The sequence below is a fragment of the Mycolicibacterium obuense genome (assembly GCF_055397605.1).
In genome coordinates this window covers 243,795-260,437 of the sequence record NZ_AP043663.1, presented here as the reverse complement: position 1 = coordinate 260,437, position 16,643 = coordinate 243,795, and the positions used below count along the sequence as shown (strand labels likewise).

13 protein-coding genes are annotated in these 16,643 nt (G+C 69.6%); 8 read left to right on the top strand and 5 right to left on the bottom strand.

Annotated elements, in window-relative coordinates; all coding sequences use genetic code 11:
• Positions 1–3 precede the first annotated feature (3 nt).
• Together ACZ50N_RS01270 and ACZ50N_RS01265 are read left to right on the top strand one after the other, a co-directional pair.
• A complete protein-coding gene (locus ACZ50N_RS01270) occupies positions 4–498 on the top strand; it encodes a TspO/MBR family protein (protein ID WP_048421717.1) in 495 nt (164 codons plus the stop codon).
• Between the two features lie 12 nt (positions 499–510).
• Entirely contained in the window at positions 511–1,302 is a 792-nt protein-coding gene (locus ACZ50N_RS01265; protein WP_048421718.1) for an SDR family oxidoreductase, read from the top strand.
• Between the two features lie 8 nt (positions 1,303–1,310).
• Here ACZ50N_RS01265 and ACZ50N_RS01260 read toward each other — a convergent pair whose 3' ends face one another.
• Complete coding sequence (locus ACZ50N_RS01260) at positions 1,311–2,399, bottom strand: NAD(P)H-dependent amine dehydrogenase family protein (protein WP_464474406.1); 1,089 nt, start codon at positions 2,397–2,399, stop codon at positions 1,311–1,313.
• Positions 2,400–2,637: 238 nt separating this feature from the next.
• On the opposite strand from ACZ50N_RS01260, the gene ACZ50N_RS01255 reads away from it, so the two are divergent.
• The gene (locus tag ACZ50N_RS01255; RefSeq protein WP_464469452.1) at positions 2,638–4,473 is read left to right on the top strand and encodes an acyl-CoA dehydrogenase; all 1,836 of its coding nucleotides are present in this window, start codon (positions 2,638–2,640) and stop codon (positions 4,471–4,473) included.
• A gap of 86 nt (positions 4,474–4,559) precedes the next feature.
• Here the strand turns inward: ACZ50N_RS01255 and ACZ50N_RS01250 are convergent, their stop codons facing one another.
• Positions 4,560–5,483 carry a TIGR03564 family F420-dependent LLM class oxidoreductase gene (locus tag ACZ50N_RS01250; protein WP_464474405.1) on the bottom strand — a complete coding sequence of 308 codons (924 nt, stop codon included), beginning with the start codon at positions 5,481–5,483 and terminating at the stop codon, positions 4,560–4,562.
• A 137-nt stretch (positions 5,484–5,620) separates the two neighbouring features.
• Between ACZ50N_RS01250 and ACZ50N_RS01245 the strand changes: the two genes are divergently transcribed.
• Complete coding sequence (locus tag ACZ50N_RS01245; RefSeq protein WP_464474404.1) at positions 5,621–6,592, top strand: D-2-hydroxyacid dehydrogenase family protein; 972 nt, start codon at positions 5,621–5,623, stop codon at positions 6,590–6,592.
• On the opposite strand, the gene ACZ50N_RS01240 is transcribed toward ACZ50N_RS01245, so the two are convergent.
• Complete coding sequence (locus tag ACZ50N_RS01240) at positions 6,589–7,890, bottom strand: acetyl-CoA C-acetyltransferase (protein WP_133412833.1); 1,302 nt, start codon at positions 7,888–7,890, stop codon at positions 6,589–6,591. The two genes, ACZ50N_RS01245 and ACZ50N_RS01240, sit on opposite strands and share 4 nt — an antisense overlap.
• Before the next feature lie 149 nt (positions 7,891–8,039).
• Between ACZ50N_RS01240 and ACZ50N_RS01235 the strand changes: the two genes are divergently transcribed.
• Both ACZ50N_RS01235 and ACZ50N_RS01230 read left to right on the top strand, forming a co-directional pair.
• A complete protein-coding gene (locus ACZ50N_RS01235; RefSeq protein ID WP_046365456.1) occupies positions 8,040–9,392 on the top strand; it encodes a 3-oxoacyl-ACP reductase in 1,353 nt (450 codons plus the stop codon).
• On the top strand, positions 9,389–10,240 hold the full coding sequence (locus tag ACZ50N_RS01230; RefSeq protein ID WP_046365457.1) for a MaoC/PaaZ C-terminal domain-containing protein: 852 nt from the start codon (positions 9,389–9,391) through the stop codon (positions 10,238–10,240). Before ACZ50N_RS01235 ends, ACZ50N_RS01230 begins: the two co-directional genes overlap by 4 nt.
• Before the next feature lie 5 nt (positions 10,241–10,245).
• Here ACZ50N_RS01230 and ACZ50N_RS01225 read toward each other — a convergent pair whose 3' ends face one another.
• Both ACZ50N_RS01225 and ACZ50N_RS01220 read right to left on the bottom strand, forming a co-directional pair.
• Positions 10,246–10,881, bottom strand: coding sequence for a TetR/AcrR family transcriptional regulator (locus ACZ50N_RS01225; RefSeq protein WP_046365458.1), 636 nt, complete (start codon positions 10,879–10,881; stop codon positions 10,246–10,248).
• A gap of 65 nt (positions 10,882–10,946) precedes the next feature.
• Positions 10,947–12,149, bottom strand: coding sequence for a glycoside hydrolase family 3 N-terminal domain-containing protein (locus ACZ50N_RS01220; RefSeq protein WP_073683465.1), 1,203 nt, complete (start codon positions 12,147–12,149; stop codon positions 10,947–10,949).
• Between the two features lie 127 nt (positions 12,150–12,276).
• Between ACZ50N_RS01220 and ACZ50N_RS01215 the strand changes: the two genes are divergently transcribed.
• Together ACZ50N_RS01215 and ACZ50N_RS01210 are read left to right on the top strand one after the other, a co-directional pair.
• The gene (locus ACZ50N_RS01215) at positions 12,277–12,450 is read left to right on the top strand and encodes a DUF2613 domain-containing protein (protein ID WP_073683466.1); all 174 of its coding nucleotides are present in this window, start codon (positions 12,277–12,279) and stop codon (positions 12,448–12,450) included.
• A gap of 16 nt (positions 12,451–12,466) precedes the next feature.
• Positions 12,467–16,642: an alpha-(1->3)-arabinofuranosyltransferase gene (locus tag ACZ50N_RS01210; RefSeq protein ID WP_464475744.1), complete on the top strand. Its 4,176-nt coding sequence runs from the start codon at positions 12,467–12,469 to the stop codon at positions 16,640–16,642.
• Position 16,643: the final 1 nt, after the last annotated feature.

Sequence of the window (16,643 nt, the reverse complement as noted above, 5' to 3'; positions counted from 1 at the left end):
GCCATGGTTGACAGTTATCAGCCCACACGCTCGAAAAACGTTATCGCGCTCGCGATCTCGGTTGCGGCCGTCGTCGTGGCGTCGACGCTGGGCGGTCTCGCGTCGGCCACCTCCGCCGAGGACTACGCCCGGCTCCAGCAGCCGGCGTGGGCGCCGCCGTCGTGGGTGTTCGGCCCGGTGTGGACATTGCTGTACACGATGATGGCTGTCGCGGCCTGGCTGGTGTGGCGCAGCGGGCCGTGGTCGCAGACCCGTCCCGCTCTGGTCGCCTACGCGGTTCAGCTGCTGCTCAACGCGGCGTGGACACCGCTGTTCTTCGGTCTGGGCTGGCGTGGCATCGCGTTCGCCGAACTGAGCGTGCTGGTGCTGGTCCTGATCGGCACCGTCGTGTTGTTCTTCCGCCGCAGCGCGCTCGCCGGCTGGCTCCTCGTTCCCTACCTGGCATGGTCGGCGTTCGCGCTGTGCCTCAATTTCGCTGTCTGGCAACTCAATTCCTAGAAGGAGCAACGCATGACCAGATCGGTCTTCATCACCGGCGGGGCGACCGGCATCGGTCGCGCCACCGCACTGCTCCTCGCCCAGCGCGGCTACTTCGTCGGCGCCTACGACATCGACGACGAGCGGCTCGCGATCCTCGACAACGACCTGAAGGCGGTGGGCGGCCGCGGTGTCGTCGGTCACCTCGACGTCACCGACGCCGAGGAGGTGGGTCGCCGGCTGGCCGAGTTCCACGAGACCGCCGGCGGCAGGCTCGACGTCCTGATCAACAATGCGGGGCTGCTCAATGCCGGCCGCTTCGAGGAGATTCCGCTCGAGGTGCACCACCGCGAGGTCGAGGTCAACGTCAAGGGTGTGGTCAACGGGCTGCATGCCGGCTTCCCGTACCTCAAGAGCACCCCCGGTGCCGTGGTGGTCAACCTGGGCTCGGCGTCGGCGATCTACGGGCAGGCCGAACTGGCCAACTACAGCGCCACCAAGTTCTTCGTCCGTGCGATGACCGAAGCGCTGAACCTGGAGTGGGGCCGCCACGACATCCGCGTGATCGACATGTGGCCGCTGTACGTGAACACCGCGATGACCAAAGACGTCAGCACCGGCACCACCACCTCACTCGGTATCCGGCTGACCGCGCAGGACATCGCCGGAGGAATCGCGGCGGCGATCGAGCCGACACTGCCTCGAAAGGTGTTGCGGCAGGTGCACTTCCCGGTCGGCACCCAGGCCAAGGCGTTGGCGGCCGGGGCGCGGTTCTCCCCCGCGTGGCTCACCCGCCTGGTCAACAAGCGTCTGGCCGGCCACTGATCGAAAGCTCAGGCCCAGCGGGTCGCCTCCACCTCCGGCGCGAGAGGCGGATGGAGCGGGACGTCGAGCCCGTCATGAATGCCCGGTTTCTGCGTGACGAGCCACCCGATCGCGCCCAGCAGACGGTTGGCCGCGGTGGTGTTGCCGCCGTCGGCGCGCGTGCCGCCGGGCACGTCAGCCCTCGTCACGATGGTCAGCTGCGGGTCGCCGTCGATGATCACGCGGTGATCGCCGACCCCCTGATCGGGCTGCGGCCACTCCGGCGCACAGGAGGGGTGGATACGAGTGATGTGTTCGACGATCACCCGCTGCTGCCCGCCGGCCCAGCCGATCACCCGCAGGAAGAACGCACCCTGACTGCCCTTCTCGAACCGGCCCATCACCGTGTCCACGGTGTCCTCCAGGGGTAGCCGCTCGACCTCCTCGGTGATCTCGTCGATCTCCAATCCAAGCCCACGGCCGATGAGCCGGATGTTGCCGCCCCAGACCATCGTCGGAATCGACGGCAGCAGCATCATCGGGGTCTCGTCCATCGGGCCGCCGAATCCGCACGACACCCGCACCGCGTACGGCTGGTCATAAGTCGAGTAGTCGAAGATCTCCTGGCAGGTGATCGTGCGGATGCGGGTGCACAGGCCGGCGGCCGTCACGGCCAGCGCATCATTGGCCCAGCCGGGGTCGACGCCGCTGACCAGCAGGGATGCCCCGCCTTCCTCGGCGGCGGCGGTCAGGCGCTGGACCCACTCCGGCGGGGCCGACGCCGGGTCGTAGAGCGAGTACAGCGACGGGGTGACCACATGGGCGCCGGCCCGCAGGCATCGTTCGATGTCGGCGACCGCGTCGTCGGGCCGGATGTCACCGGAGGCCATGTAGGCCACCGCGTCGGCAGCGGCGAGCACCGTCTCGACGTCGGTGGTCGCCTCGATCCCCGTCGGTGCGTCCAGACCGGCGAACGTCGCCGCATCCCGGCCGGCCTTGTCGTCCGACGACGTGAGCACCGCCGTCAACCGCAACCCGGGAAACGCGGTCAGCGAGCGGATCGCCGTCGCTCCCATGTTGCCCGTTCCCCATACCGCGACACCGATGCTGGACGCCATGGTTCACACCCTAGACAACCAAACGTGACAATCATCACAGGGTCGCATATCGCCTGCTCAGAGGCAGATTTCAGGCCGAAAACCGGGCCCGGCCAACTGCTGGGTTGGTCGCTGGGCAGAAATTGCTCACAGTGATCTTGCGTTGAAGTTACCGGACGGTATAGTAGCGCGCAGTTACTGGTGGGTAACTTAGCCGTGAGTACCCAACCGCATGTGGCGTTCTCGACGAGGAGGAAAAGTGGGCCACTACAAGAGCAATGTTCGTGACCAGGTGTTCAACCTGTTCGAGGTACTCGGACTCGACAAGGCGCTGGGCCAGGGCTCATACGCCGACCTCGACGTCGAGACCGCCGTCGACATGCTTGGCGAGATCGCCAAGCTCGCCGAGGGCCCGGTCGCAGCCTCCTTCGAGGAGGGTGACCGCAACCCGCCGGTGTTCGACCCCAAGACCCACACCGTGACGCTGCCCGAGGCCTTCAAGAAGTCGGTTCGCGCCGTCGTCGAGGGTGGCTGGGACAAGCTCTCGGTCAGCGAGGAGCTCGGCGGAACGCCGATGCCCAGCGCGCTGTCCTGGGCCCTGCAGGAGCACATCCTGGGCGCCAACCCCGCCGTCTACATGTACGCGATGGGCGCCGGATTCGCCGACATCTTCTACCACCTCGGCACCGAGGAGCAGAAGAAGTGGGCCATGCTGGCCGCCGAGCGTGGCTGGGGCTCGACCATGGTGCTGACCGAGCCGGATGCCGGTTCCGATGTCGGCGCCGGCCGCACCAAGGCCGTTCAGCAGGCCGATGGCACCTGGCACATCGACGGGGTGAAGCGCTTCATCACCTCGGCCGATTCGGACGACCTGTTCGAGAACATCATGCATCTGGTGCTGGCCCGCCCCGAGGGCGCCGGACCGGGCACCAAGGGTCTGTCGCTGTTCTTCGTGCCGAAGTTCCACTTCGACCCCGAGACCGGTGAGCCCGGCGAGCGCAACGGCGTCTTCGTCACCAACGTCGAGCACAAGATGGGCCTGAAGGTCTCGGCCACCTGTGAGCTCTCGCTCGGCCAGCACGGCACCCCCGCCGTCGGCTGGCTCGTCGGCGAGGTGCACGACGGCATCGCGCAGATGTTCGACGTCATCGAGCAGGCCCGAATGATGGTGGGCACCAAGGCCATCGCCACGCTGTCGACCGGTTACCTGAACGCGCTCGAGTACGCGAAGTCGCGCGTGCAGGGTGCCGACCTGACCCAGATGACGGACAAGACCGCGCCGCGCGTGACCATCACGCACCACCCGGACGTGCGTCGCTCGCTGATGACCCAGAAGGCCTACGCCGAGGGCCTGCGCGCGCTGTACCTGTTCACCGCCACCCACCAGGACGCCGAGGTGGCCAAGACCATCCACGGCATCGAGCCGGAGTTGGCCGTCAAGGTCAACGACCTCATGCTGCCGATCGTCAAGGGTGTCGGCTCGGAGCAGGCCTACGCCAAGCTCACCGAGTCGCTGCAGACCTTCGGTGGTTCGGGCTTCCTGCAGGACTACCCGGTCGAGCAGTACATCCGCGACGCCAAGATCGACTCGCTCTATGAAGGCACCACCGCCATCCAGGCGCAGGACTTCTTCTTCCGCAAGATCGTCCGCGACAAGGGTGTGGCGCTTGCGCACGTCGCCGGCCAGATCGAGCAGTTCGTGAAGTCGGAGACCGGCAACGGCCGCCTCAAGGCTGAGCGTGCGCTGCTGGCGACCGCGCTGGAGGACGTGCAGGGCATGGCCGCGTCGCTGACCGGCTACCTGATGGCCGCCCAGGACGACGCCGCGAGCATCTACAAGGTGGGCCTCGGCTCGGTGCGCTTCCTGATGAGCGTCGGCGACCTGATGATCGGCTGGCTGCTGCAGCGTCAGGCCGCGGTCGCGATCGAGAAGCTCGACGCCGGTGCCTCCGGTGACGAGCGCGCCTTCTACGAGGGCAAGCTCGCGGTGGCGTCGTTCTTCGCGAAGAACATGCTGCCGATGCTGACCAGCACCCGCGCGATCGTCGACAACCTCGACAACGAGATCATGGAGCTGGACGAAGCGGCCTTCTAGACCGCTTCACCCACGAGACGCCCCCGGACTCTTCCCGGGGGCGTCTTGCTTTGCGCGTGGGGCCCCGCGAAGCACGCCGGAAAAACTCAGCCCTCGGAGCGGAGGAAGGCGCGGGTGCGCGCTCGGCCATCCTCGGACGGGTCGAAGGTTGCCGCGACGAACTCGTCGACGCCGGCGGCCTCGAGCTCCGCGAGCCGGTCACGCACCGTCGCCTCGTCGCCGATGATCGCGGCGTCCTGCGGCCCTGCGTAGCCCTCGCGATCGAGCATCGCCCGGTAGGACGGCAACGAGCCGTAGATCGCGAACTGCTCGCCGGCTTGGGCGCGCAGCGCGTCCACGTCGTCGGTGACCGCGATCGGCAACGCCGCGACCACACGCACCGCATCCTCGGGCCGGCCGGCGTCGGCGGCCGCCTGGCGCAGCGTCGGGCTGACGTGCCCGCGCAGCGTCGCCGGTCCCGTCATCCAGGTGCACGTCCCCGACGTCCGCCGGCCCGCCAGCCGCAGCATCTGCGGCCCCAGCGCGGCGATGAACACCTCGGGCCGCGGCGCGCCGGGGATCACCAGATCCCCGCGCGTCGTCACGGTCTCACCCGACGCGGAGGCGTGCTCTCCGGCCAGAAGCGGCAGCAGCCCGTCGAGATACTCGTTCATCCGACGCACCGGCTTGTCCCACGGGATGCCCCACATGCCCTCGGTGACGGCCGCGTGGGTCATGCCGAGGCCGAGCGTGAAGCGGCCGCCGGAGGCGAGGCTCGTGGTCAGCGCGGCCTGCGCCATGTGCATGGGGTGCTGATTCTGGATCGGGATGACGCCGCTGGCCGCCCCGATCGTGTCGACCTCCCGCAGAGCGATGGCCAGGATGGTCAGGAGGTCGGGCTCGTGCGGCAACTGGCTCATCCAGATGCGGCCGAAACCCTCGTCGCGCAGCTGCGCGAGGTGAGCGATGGTGGCGTCGATCGGCGATCCGCTGCCGAGTCCGCTGAGCTGTCCGAACATGCTGATCTGCATGCTCAAAATGTAAGAGCCCCGTGTTGCCGTCGGGTCGGGGGGTCAGACGGCAACACGGAGCTATCAGGTGTATCGACGACTCGCGCCCGGGCGTTACAGCGCCGGGAAAAAACTTTTCGCGGGCTTATCGTCGCAGGATGAGCACCCCGGAGAGCAGCCCGCGGACCCGCATCGCCGTCCTCGACGACTACCAGGGCGTCGCGCTGAGCTCGGCCAACTGGTCACCGGTCACTGCACGCGCCGACGTCACCACCTTCTCCGATCACCTGTCCGACGAGGACGAGCTGGTGGCGCGGCTCGCACCGTTCGACGTGATCTTCGTGATGCGCGAACGCACACCGCTGCCGCGCACGGTCCTCGAGCGACTGCCCCGCCTGACGATGATCGCGTCGACCGGTCCGGCCAATGCGTCGATCGACATGGCGGCAGCCCAGGAGCTGGGCATTCACGTCAGCGATACCGGCGGCAGCGTGGCGTCGACCGTGGAACTGACCTGGGCGCTGATCCTCGCGACGTCGCGGCACCTGGTCGCAGAGAGCCGGTCGATCGCCGACGGCGGGTGGCAGACGACGGTCGGAACCGAGCTCGATCGCCGGGTGCTGGGCGTGCTCGGCCTAGGGCGGATCGGGTCCCGGGTCGCCCGCATCGGGGCGGCCTTCGGCATGGACGTGGTGGCGTGGAGTCAGAACCTCACCGCCGACGCCGCGGCCGCGGCAGGCGTGCGCTACCTGCCGCGCAACCAGTTCTTCGCCGCCGCCGACGTACTGACCGTGCATCTGCGGCTCAGCGAACGCTCCCGCGGGCTGATCGGCGCCGCTGAACTGGCCGCGATGAAGCCGACTGCCCTGCTGATCAACACCTCGCGCGGACCGATCGTCGACGAAGCAGCACTGATCGACGCGCTGGGCTCGGGTGTCATCGCCGGCGCCGGTCTCGACGTCTTCGACACCGAGCCGCTGCCCGCGGGACACCCGCTACGCACGATGCCCACCGTGACGGCCACGCCGCACATCGGCTACGTGGCCGACCGGCCCTACCGCATCTTCTTCCGCGACGCCGTCGCCGCGATCGCCGAGTGGCTCGACGGCCGCGCATCCAGCCCCGGCTAGGCCTCCAGGATCGCCGTCACACCCTGGCCGCCCGCGGCACACACCGAGATCAGGCCACGGACCGGTTCGCCCGTCTCCTTCTTTTTCTCCGCGAGCTGCTTGGCGAGCTGCGCCACGATGCGCCCACCGGTCGCCGCGAACGGATGCCCGGCCGCCAACGAGGAGCCGTTGACGTTGAGCTTCGAGCGGTCGATGGAGCCCAGCGCAGCGTCCAGGCCGAGCCGCTCCTTGCAGTACTCCTCCGACTCCCAGGCCGCCAGCGTGGCCAGCACCACCGACGCGAACGCCTCGTGGATCTCGTAGAAGTCGAAGTCCTGCAGCGTCAGCCCGTTACGGGCCAGCAGCTTCGGCACCGCGTACGTCGGGGCCATCAGCAGGCCGTCGCGGCCGTTGACGTAGTCGACCGCGGCCGTCTGGCCGTCGACGAAGTAGGCCAGCACCGGGATGTTCCGCGCCGCGGCCCAGTCCTCCGACGCCAGCAGCGCCACCGACGCGCCGTCGGTCAGCGGGGTGGAGTTGCCGGCCGTCATCGTCGCGTCGCCGTTGCGAACGCCGAAGACGGGCTTGAGCTTGGCGAGCTTCTCGGGTGACGAGTCGGGCCGCAGGTTGTTGTCTCGGTAGAGCCCGAGGAACGGGCTGACCAGGTCGTCGAAGAAGCCGCGATCGTAGGCGGCCGCCATGTTGCGGTGGCTCGCAGCGGCCAGCTCGTCCTGGTCGACGCGCTTGACGCCCATCTCCTTGGCGGTCACCGCGGCGTGCTCACCCATCGACATGCCGGTGCGCGGCTCACTGTTGACGGGGATCTCGATGCCCACCGCGGCGGGCAGCTTGCCCACCAGCTTGAGGCGGTCGACGTTCGACTTGGCCCGGCGCAGGCTCAGCAGCACCGAGCGCAGGTCGTCGCCGAGGGCGATCGGTGCGTCGGAAGCGGTGTCCACACCGCCCGCGGCAGCCACCTCGTAGCGGCCGGCCGCGACGCCGTCCGCGGCGGCGATCGCGGCCTGCAGGCCGGTGCCGCAGGCCTGCTGCAGGTCGAACGCGGGCGTGTAGGAGGACAGCGAGCTGCCCAGCACGCATTCGCGCATCAGGTTGAAGTCGCGGCTGTGCTTGAGCACCGCGCCGCCGATCACTGCGTCCAGTGCCTGGCCCTTGAGGTCGAACCGCTCGGCCAGGCCGTCGAGGACGGCGGTGAACATGTCCTGGTTGGACGCGTTCGCGTACGCGCCGTCCGAGCGCGCGAACGGGATTCGGTTGCCTCCGAGGATGGCTACCCGTCGGGTTGTCTTGCTGTCGGCCACGTTGCCTCCCGGCGTCGCGAGGATGTTAGGTGTCGAGGGTCATACTACCCACCGTTCTTACTCTGGAGTAAGTTCGTGATGGATACGACAGTGCTGGGTAATCCCCACCCGTCGAACGACATGTACCCGCATTCTCGAAAGGTTGCGCCGTGGCTTCCGATCTTCTTTCCCAAGTCGTCAACTCCGGACCGGGGTCCTTCCTGGCCAAGCAACTGGGCGTGCCGCAGCCCGAACCGCTGCGCCGCTACAAGGCCGGCGAGCCGCCGCTGGCGGGCGCTCTGCTGATCGGCGGGGAGGGCCGCGTGGTCGAGCCGCTGCGCGCCGCGCTGGCCGAGGACTACGACCTCGTGGTGAACAATCTCGGCGGTCGCTGGGCGGACAAATTCGGCGGTCTGGTCTTCGACGCCACCGGCATCACCCAGCCGGAAGGACTCAAGGCCCTCTACGAGTTCTTCACCCCGCTGCTTCGGAACCTGGGTCACTCGGGCCGGGTCGTCGTCATCGGCACGACTCCGGAAGAGATCAGCGACGTGCACGAGCGGACCTGCCAGCGCGCGCTGGAGGGTTTCACCCGTTCGCTGGGCAAGGAGCTGCGCAACGGCGCCACCATCGGCCTGGTCTACCTGCACCCGGACGCCAAGCCCGCGGCCACCGGCCTCGAGTCGACGCTGCGCTTCCTGCTGTCGGGGAAGTCGGCCTACGTGGACGCACAGGTGTTCCGGGTCGGCGCGGCCGACGCCACCCCGCCCGCCGACTGGGACAAGCCGCTCGACGGCAAGGTCGCGGTGGTCACCGGTGCCGCCCGCGGAATCGGCGCGACGATCGCCGAGGTGTTCGCGCGGGACGGGGCGAAGGTCATCGCCGTGGACATCGAGGGGGCTGCCGAGCCACTCGCTGAACTGGCCACCAAGATCGGCGGCACGGCGCTGACGCTCGACGTCACCGCCGCCGACGCCGTGGACCGCATCACCGAGCACGTCAAGGAGCACTACGGCGGCACGCTCGACATCCTGGTCAACAACGCCGGTATCACCCGGGACAAGCTGCTGGCCAACATGGACGAGGGCCGGTGGGACTCGGTGATCGCGGTGAATCTGCTTGCCCCGCTTCGCCTGGCCGAGGGCTTGGTCGGCAACGGCACGATCGGCGAGGGCGGCCGCGTCGTCGGGCTCTCCTCGATGGCCGGCATCGCAGGCAACCGCGGGCAGACGAACTACGCCGCCACCAAGGCCGGCATGATCGGCCTGACCGACGCGCTGGCCCCGCAGTTCGGCGAGAAGAACATCACGATCAACGCGATCGCGCCCGGGTTCATTGAGACCAAGATGACCGACGCGATCCCGCTGGCCACCCGTGAGGTGGGACGCAGGCTCAACTCGCTGTTCCAGGGTGGTCAGCCCGTGGACGTCGCCGAAGCCATCGCCTATTTCGCGAGCCCGGCGTCGAATGCCGTGACGGGCAACACGATCCGCGTGTGCGGCCAAGCACTGCTGGGCGCATGAGCGAGGGCGGGCAGCCTTCGGGGCTGCGCAACCTGGTTCTGGCCGCCGCGGGCGCGCTGCCGTTCGTCCCGCGCGGGAACACTCTGCCCGAGCGTCGGCTGACGGTCGACGAGGTGAGCATCGACCCCGCTCACGTGTCGGCCTACGCGAACGTCACCGGGCTGCGGTTCGCTAACACGGTGCCGCTGACCTATCCGTTCGCGCTGACGTTCCCGACGGTGATGGCACTGATCACCGGATTCGACTTCCCGTTCGCCGCCATGGGTTCGGTGCACGTGGAGAACCACATCACGCAGTACCGCCCGATCGCGGTGACCGACACCGTGTCGGCGGCGGTGCACGCCGAGAACATGCGGGAGCATCGGCGCGGGCTGCTGGTCGACGTGATCACCGACGTCAAGGTCGGCAACGAGACGGCCTGGCATCAAGTGACCACGTTCCTGCACCAGCAGCGCACCAGCCTGTCCGACGAGCCGAAGCCGCCGCCGGCCAAGCAGCCGAAGTTGGGTCCCCCCAACGCGGTGCTGTCGATGACGCCCGGTCAGATCCGGCACTACGCGTCGGTGGGCGGGGATCACAATCCGATCCACACCAACGCCGTCGCGGCCAAACTGTTCGGCTTCCCGACCGTCATCGCACACGGAATGTTCAGCGCCGCAGCAGTTCTGGCGAACATCGAGGGCCAGCTCCCCGACGCGGTCAACTATTCGGTGAAGTTCGCCAAACCCGTCGTGCTGCCGGCCAAGGCCGGGCTGTACGTGGACCGGCACGGCGACGGGTGGGAGTTGACGCTGCGGCATCTGACCAAGGGGCATCCGCACCTGACGGGCACGGTCACGCCGGCCTGACGGGGTCAGGCCTGCGAGACAGCTTCGGAGTCGGATGGCGCCTCCGACGGTGCCGGGGCACCCTTGAGGCCCAGCCAGAACAGGTCGATCATCAGTGCCGCGGCCTCGTCGACGTCGGCGTCGCCGGTGCTCACCCGCGAGGCCACGGCCTCGCCGGCACCCACGAGCGCGACGGCCATCATGTCGAAATCGGTGTCGGGCCCGGGGAATCGGGTGCCGGAGCGCAACAGCCGGCCGACCAGTTCGATGATCCGCTCGCGCCCCTCGCGCACGGTGTGGGCGAAGCGCTGCGAACTGGTCGCCTGGGTGTAGAGCACCATCCACGACGAGCGGTTCTCGTCGATGTACTTGAGGAACGCCAGCACCGCGCTGCGGAGCAGCTCCTTGGGCGGATCGGTGAAGTCGATCTTGTCGCGCACCTCGTCGACGAACCGGCCTAGCTCGCGATCCAGGCACGCACCGAACAGCTCCTCCTTGGAGCCGTAGTACAGGTACAGCATGGGCTTGCTGATCTGCGCCTCGGCGGCGATCGCGTCCATCGACGTCTCGTGGTATCCGTTCACCGAGAAGATCTGCACGGCCGCATCGAGCATCTGCTGCTCGCGGACGGCGCGGGGCAAGCGCTTGGTACCACCTGCCATGACGCGCCTTTCTCCGAATTTCCGCCGACGTGCTTACCAACACAGGGTAAGCACTGGCTGACGAATCAGCCGCCGCAGCGCGGTGAAGGCCCCTTCATCGCGGCCAGTCTGGTGACCGACGCGTCGACCGCCTGCTGGGACAGTTCCCCTGCCGCGACGGCCTTCTCCAGCCGGTCGAGCACGGCGGGCACCTCGCCCGTGGTGATCCACAGGGCCACGTCCGCGCCGGCCTGCAGAGACCGCAACACGGCGTCGGCGACACCGAACCGGTCGGAGATGGCCTTCATGCTGGACAGGTCGTCGGTGAAGACCACGCCACCGAACGGCGGACCGCCGTAGTCACCCGAGCGCAGCAGGGCGTAGGCGGCAGGGCTCAGGCTGGCCGGTTCGCTGCCCGTCAGGCCCGGCACCTCCATGTGGCCGACCATCACGGCAACCGGGCCCTGTGTCGTCAACGTCCGATAGGGCACCAGGTCGTTGGCCTGCAGATCCGCCAGCGGCGGCGTGACCACGCTGCCCGCGTGCGAGTCACCGGAGCCGTGGCCGTGGCCCGGGAAGTGCTTGAGCACCGGCAGCAATCCCGCGTCGCGCAACCCGCGCGCGTAGGCGCCGGCGTAGTCGGTGACGGTCGCGGGGTCCGCGCCGAAGGAGCGGTCGCCGATCACGGTGTCATCGGGGGCGTCGGTGACGTCGACGACGGGCGCGAAGTCGACGGTGAAGCCCAGCCCGCGCATCTTGCGTCCGCGGTCGAGGGCGATCTGGTAGACCTGCTCGGGCGTCTCGGTCGCGGCCAGCGTCCGCGGGGCGGGCTGACTGCCGATCACCTTGGCGAGCCGGGACACCCGGCCGCCCTCCTCGTCCACGCTGACCGCCAAAGGCAGCGGTCCGGCGTTGGCGGCGATGTCGGCGAGTGAGCCGTCGGAGAGCATCGACAGATCGGTCCAGCTGCCGACCATGATGCCGCCGACGTGTTGGCTGTCGACCACGGCGCGGGCGTCGGCCGCGCCGGTCACGCCGACCATCAGCAGCTGGGCCAGCTTGTCGCGGACCGACATGGTGGCGACCGCCGCGGCGGGATCACCACACGCCAGCGCGGGTGCCTGCGGCGCCGGCGCGGTGCCGGGCATCGGACCGGCGGCCTGGGCGATGGTCGCGGCGGTGGGGGAATCAGACGGCGGGTTGGGGTCCGAGGAGGCGCACCCGGCCAGCAGCACCGACGTCGCGAGCATCCCGGTCACGGCCCTGAACGCGCTTCTCGAAACAACCATGGGACTCGACCCTAACCGCAAGGTGCGCCCCAGCCATAGTCTGAGGGGCAACACTTGCGAGGAGGAGCCTGTCGGGTGCTCATCGTGCCCCCGGAGCTGTAGAGCTGCCCGTGCTAGTTTGTGGCCCATGGATCGGTTCGTGGTACCTGCGGCGGCGAGCGTCGTCGTCGGCCTGCTGTTGGGCGCGGCGGCCGTGTTCGGGGTCACGCTGATGGTCCAGCAGGACACCAGGCCCCCTCTGCAGGCGGGCGATCCTGCGTCCTCGGTGCTCAACAGGGTCGAGTACGGCGACCGTAGCTGAGCCGACAACCCAGCCGCTGTCGCGGCGCTGGTTGTGGGTGGCCGCTGTCGCGGCGCTGGTCCTGACGTTCGCCCAGTCCCCCGGCCAGGTCTCTCCGGACACCAAGCTCGATCTCACCGCCAATCCGCTGCGTTTCCTGACGCGGGCGTTCACGCTGTGGAACAGCGAGCTGCCTTTCGGGCAGGCACAGAACCAGGCGTACGGCTATCTGTTCCCGCACGGCACGTTCTTCCTCGCCGGCGACCTGCTCGGGGTGCCGGGGTGGATCACCCAGCGGCTGTGGTGGGCGCTGCTGCTGGTCGCCGGGTTCTGGGGGCTGCTGCGCGTCGCCGAAGCCCTGGGGATCGGCACGACGACCTCACGGGTGATCGCCGCGCTGGCGTTCGCGCTGTCGCCGCGGGTGCTGACGACGATCGGGGCGATCTCGTCGGAAACGCTGCCGATGATGCTGGCGCCGTGGGTGCTGCTGCCGATCATCCTTGCTCTTCAAGGCGATCCGCGGGTGCGTCTGTTGGCGGCCCGCTCGGCGCTGGCGGTCGCGTTGATGGGCGCGGTCAACGCGGTCGCGACGTTGACCGCGTGCCTGTGCGCCGTGGTGTGGCTGGCGTGCCATCGGCCGGGGCCGACGTGGCGGCGATTCGTGGCGTGGTGGCTGCCGTGCGTGGCGCTCGCGGTGGCGTGGTGGGTGGTCGCGCTGTTGCAGCTGGGCCGCATCAGCCCGCCGTTCCTCGACTTCATCGAGTCGTCGGGGGTGACGACCCAGTGGATGTCGCTGACCGAGATGCTGCGCGGCACGGGCGCGTGGACCCCGTACGTGGCGCCGACCGCGACCGCGGGGTCGACGCTGGTGACGGGTTCGGCGGCGGTGCTGGCGACGACTCTGGTCGCGGCGGCTGGCCTGGCGGGCCTGGCGTTGCGCAGCATGCCGGCCAGGGGGCGGCTGGTGACCATGTTGCTGGTCGGCGTGGTCCTGCTGGCCGCCGGGTATTCGGGCGGGCTCGGTTCGCCGATCGCACTGCAGGTGCAGGCGTTCCTCGACGGCGACGGCACCCCGCTGCGCAACCTGCACAAGCTCGAGCCATTGCTGCGGCTGCCCCTCGCGCTCGGGATCGCACACCTGCTGGGGCGGATTCCGCTGCCGGGCAGCGTGCCGCGGCCGGTGTGGCGGCGCGCGTTCGCCCACCCGGAGGACGACAAGCGGGTCGCCGTCGGTGTCGCGGTGCTGGCGGCGCTGGTCGCGGCGACGTCGCTGGCGTGGACGGGTCGGCTGACGCCGGCGGGGACCTTCGACGCCATCCCTCAGTACTGGCACGACACGGCGGCATGGCTAGACGACCACGACGCCGGGGGCCGAGTCCTGGTCGCCCCGGGCGCGCCGTTCGCCACGCAGGTGTGGGGCAACAGCCACGACGAGCCGCTGCAGGTGCTCGGCGACAGCGCGTGGGGGGTGCGCGACTCCATCCCGCTGACACCGCCGGAGACGATCCGGGCACTCGATTCGGTGCAGCGACTCTTCGCCGCCGGCCGGCCGTCGGCGGGCCTCGCCGACACCCTTGCCCGACAGGGCATTTCGTATGTGGTGGTACGCAACGACCTGGATCAGGACAGCCGGTCGGCGCGCCCGATCCTGGTGCACCGCGCCATCGACGGCTCCCCTGGGTTGACCAAGGTCGCCGAGTTCGGCGACCCGGTGGGTCCGGGCACCCTGGAGGGCTTCATCACCGACAGCGGGTTGCGGCCCCGCTATCCGGCCGTCGAGATCTACCGCGTCGCGGGGCCGCCGGACGCGATGGCACCCTACGTCGTCGACGCCGACGCCATGCCGCGCGTCGACGGTGCCCCGGAATCACTACTGCGCCTCGACGAGCGACGTCGCCTGACCGGCCGGCCCCCGCTCGGGCCGGCCCTGCTGACCCAGGATGCGCTGCGCGCCGGGTTGACGGCCCCGCTCGTCACGGTCACCGACACTCCGATGGCGCGGGAGACCGACTACGGGCGGGTCGACGACCACAGCTCGGCGGTCCGCGCCCCCGGCGATGCCCGGAACACCTTCAATCGGGTGCCCGATTACCCGTCGCGGGGCGCCACGCCTGTCGAGGGGGCGTGGGCCGGCGGCCGGATCACGGTGTCGAGCGCGGCCTCGGATTCCACTGCGCTACCCAATGTCTCACCGGCCACGGCACCGCCCGCGGCGATCGACGGCGACTCGTCGACCAGCTGGGTGTCCAATTCGCTGCAGAGCGCGATCGGGCAGTGGCTGCAGATCGACTTCGACCATCCGGTCACCAACGCGACCCTGACGTTGACCCCGAGCGCCACCGCGCTGGGCGCGCAGGTCCGCCGGGTCGAGGTGTCGACGGTGACCGGCACCAGCACCGTGCGGTTCGACGAGCCGGGCAAGCCCCTGACCGTCGCGCTGCCGTACGGCGAATCGCCGTGGGTGCGGATCACCGCCGTCGCCACCGACGACGGGTCCCCTGGCGTGCAGTTCGGCATCACCGACCTGTCGGTCACCCAGTACGACGCGAATGGCTTCGCCCATCCGGTCAACCTGCGCCACACCGTCGAGGTGCCCGGTCCACCGGCTGGTTCCGCTGTGGCGCAATGGGATCTGGGTACGGAACTGCTGGGCCGTCTAGGCTGCGCCGCGACCGGCACCGGCCTGCGGTGCGCAGCCGCGATGGCGCTGGCCTCCGAGGAGCCGGTCAACCTGAGCCGCACGCTCACGGTGCCGAGCCCGACAGAGGTCACGCCGACGGTATGGGTGCGGGCCCGCCAGGGTCCGAAACTCGCCGACCTGATCGCCGAGCCGGACACCACCCGCGCCGGGGGCGACTCCGACCTGATCGACGTACAGGGTTCGGCGTACGCGGCCACCGACGGTGATCCCACTACCTCCTGGACAGCACCTCAGCGGGTGACCCAACCCCGCTCCCCCGCCACCCTGGTGCTGAAACTGCCCTCAGCACAGCCCGTTTCGTCTCTGCGGGTGACGCCGAGCGAATCGACGCTGCCGGCGCACCCGACGTTGATCGCCGTCGACCTGGGCGGCGGACCCGAAGTGCGTCGCCTCACCGACGGCACCGAGACGCTGCGGCTGAAAACTCAGGTGACCGATACGATCACGATCTCCCTTCTCGACTGGCACGACGTGATCGACCGCACCGCACTGGGCTTCGATCAGCTCAAGCCGCCGGGTCTGGCGGAGGTCGTCGCCCTGGATCCGCGGGGCCGGCCGATCGGTGCCGCCGATGCGACCGCCAACCGCAGCCGCGCCGTGACGCTCGGGTGCGGCCAGGGCCCGATCATCGCCGTCGCCGGACAGTTCATCCAGACTTCCGTCCGCACCACCGTCGGCGCCCTGCTCACGGACGCCCCCATACCGGCGCAGCCCTGTCGCACCGAACCCATCGCGCTACCCGCCGGACAGCAGGAGCTGGTGATCAGCCCCGGTCCCGCTCTCGTCGTCGACGGCGTCGCGCTCGCTACGCCGCAATCCGGCGAGATACGCTCCGCGGCAGAGCAATCCGTCGACACCGAGCACTGGGCCAACGATCGCCGGCAGGTAGGCGTCGCGCCGTCGGACCGGGAACGGGTCCTCGTGGTGCCCGAGAGCATCAACCCCGGCTGGTCGGCTCGCGGACCGGACGGAACGACGCTGCGCGCCATCACCGTCAACGGATGGCAGCAGGGCTGGCTACTGCCGCCGGGCGCCGGCGGTGCGGTGACGCTGGAGTTCACCGCCAACACCCCGTACCGGGCCGGTCTGGTCGGCGGGCTGGCGTTGCTGCCGCTCCTGGCCGCGCTGGCTCTCGTCCCGGTGCGTCGACGCAGGGCACCGGGCCCGCCCGCGCAACCGTGGTCACCGGGCCTGGTCGCCGTCGGGATCGGCGCCACGGTGGCCGCGACGGTGATCGCAGGTCCTGTCGGCGCCGTTGTGATGGCGGGCGCGTTCACCGCGCGCTTCCTGCTGCGAGGCCGAGAGTCATTCTGGGACAAGGTCACCGTCGCGGCGGCCGCCGGCGGCCTGACGCTGGCGGGCGCGGTGCTCAGCACGCACCCGTGGCGCTCGGTCGACGGGTACGTCGGCCACTCGCCGTGGGTGCAGTTCCTGGCGTTGCTCTCCGTCGTGGCCGTCGCGGTCTCCGCGGTTCCCCGCCCCGGGGACACGTCCGCCCCGCACAATGCCTGAC

Coding starts and splice junctions, on each gene's coding strand:
- ACZ50N_RS01230 (WP_046365457.1), top strand. CDS start 9,389: ATGAGCGAGGGCGGGCAGCCTTCGGGGCTGCGCAACCTGGTTCTGGCC.
- ACZ50N_RS01220 (WP_073683465.1), bottom strand. CDS start 12,149: ATGGTTGTTTCGAGAAGCGCGTTCAGGGCCGTGACCGGGATGCTCGCG.
- ACZ50N_RS01225 (WP_046365458.1), bottom strand. CDS start 10,881: ATGGCAGGTGGTACCAAGCGCTTGCCCCGCGCCGTCCGCGAGCAGCAG.
- ACZ50N_RS01260 (WP_464474406.1), bottom strand. CDS start 2,399: ATGGCGTCCAGCATCGGTGTCGCGGTATGGGGAACGGGCAACATGGGA.
- ACZ50N_RS01215 (WP_073683466.1), top strand. CDS start 12,277: ATGGATCGGTTCGTGGTACCTGCGGCGGCGAGCGTCGTCGTCGGCCTG.
- ACZ50N_RS01265 (WP_048421718.1), top strand. CDS start 511: ATGACCAGATCGGTCTTCATCACCGGCGGGGCGACCGGCATCGGTCGC.
- ACZ50N_RS01245 (WP_464474404.1), top strand. CDS start 5,621: ATGAGCACCCCGGAGAGCAGCCCGCGGACCCGCATCGCCGTCCTCGAC.
- ACZ50N_RS01270 (WP_048421717.1), top strand. CDS start 4: ATGGTTGACAGTTATCAGCCCACACGCTCGAAAAACGTTATCGCGCTC.
- ACZ50N_RS01250 (WP_464474405.1), bottom strand. CDS start 5,483: ATGCAGATCAGCATGTTCGGACAGCTCAGCGGACTCGGCAGCGGATCG.